At 38.0% G+C, this 1,492-nt stretch carries 1 protein-coding gene; it reads left to right on the top strand.

The annotated features are described in order from the left end of the window. Positions 1–1,403: RHS repeat-associated core domain-containing protein (locus BBROOKSOX_RS12380; RefSeq protein ID WP_257607872.1), on the top strand; the 1,403-nt coding region annotated here is incomplete at its 5' end. Between the last annotated feature and the right edge of the window lie 89 nt (positions 1,404–1,492).

A 1,492-nucleotide genomic window follows, 5' to 3' on the forward strand; every position in this document is an offset into this window, starting at 1 on the left:
ACTTTGATGCTAATGGTAATCTATTAGGTTTAAATAATATCGGCAACCTAGAATGGCACTACAACAATACCTTGAATAAACTCATTAAAGCAGACAAAACCAATGCCACAGAGTATTGTGTCTACGACTATCAAGGCAATCGAGTCCGCAGTGTGGTTGAATTTAACAATCAAGTGCAAAACCAAAGAGACTATCTGCCTTCATTAGATATCTCAACTAATAGAGCAAAACAACAAAATAGAACCATACACATTGGCTCCCATATTCTAAGTGAAACTAGCAAAGACAAAGCGCCAAACCCTACTCAAAATCTTACTCAAACCCGCTACCAACTTACCAGCCACCTCCAATCCAGCACCTTAGAACTCAACGACAAAGCCCAAGTTGTCAGTTATGAACATTACTACCCTTATGGTGGCACTGCTCTCATTGCCGGCAAGGACAAAACCGAAGTCCAACAAAAACGCTATCGCTATACCGACAAAGAAAGAGATGATAATAGTGGCTTATATTACTATGGTGCCAGATACCTAGCCCCATGGCTTGCCAGATGGATAAGTCCTGATTCGCAAGGTGCCGATGGTTTGAATTTGTATGTTTATGTGGACAACAATCCACTTAAATATATAGATCCGACAGGGCATGTTAAAGTTACCTCAGTCAACATGGATGTAGAAGATTATGAGATAGACATACTAAGTCCTATTAGAGGTACTTATCAGAATAGTAACTTGTTTTATTTTCCAAAATCATATAAAAGACTAGAAAAAATTGTTAGGATGTATCCTGCTAATAAATTTGACACACTAAACGCCAATACAACATTTATCACAATGTCAGAGGAGGACAAGGGAGCATTAAGAATTATAGCTCGCTCTTTTCCGTCTTTTACCAGTGGTTTTGAGAATATTATGGATTTCACTACAGGACAGTTAACTTTTAAGTCAAATTTTAGAGGTAAAGACTGCACTTCTGGCTTGAACGCAACAGAAGTAATCTCTTATCAGTATTTAGGGATGACAAAAATAGCAGGTGCATTAAACATGCTACCTCAAACATTTCTCAGAGAAGGTATATCCAACACTAGCGCAAAAGAAGCAATAGAGATTTATAAAGCCGACGGAGATTACCCAAAATTTTATCGTAATTTTGTTGGTAATAGTGATAACGGCAGGTCTTCTTTAAGGCTTGCCAATACTTTTAGCCTTAAGATAACCTCTATAAAGTTAGATGATACTAGGATTAGCGCTGGTGATAGCGTTTTCCTATATTTAAAACCAAAAATGCCTTTAATATCTGCTGAAAAACCCCTGCCACCTCGTGGAGATATGCAGGATTGTTTTACACCTGATAGTAGGCCATCTAGAATAAGACGACAAACAAACCGCTGTGCCATATTATGATTTCACTAGAATCTTACCATCAAACTTATACCTATGACACAGGCAACAACCTAACCAACCTATCTCACCAAGCAAATAGTAGTGCTTGG

The organism is bacterium endosymbiont of Bathymodiolus sp. 5 South (assembly GCF_900128535.1).
Lineage (GTDB): Bacteria > Pseudomonadota > Gammaproteobacteria > PS1 > Pseudothioglobaceae > Thiodubiliella.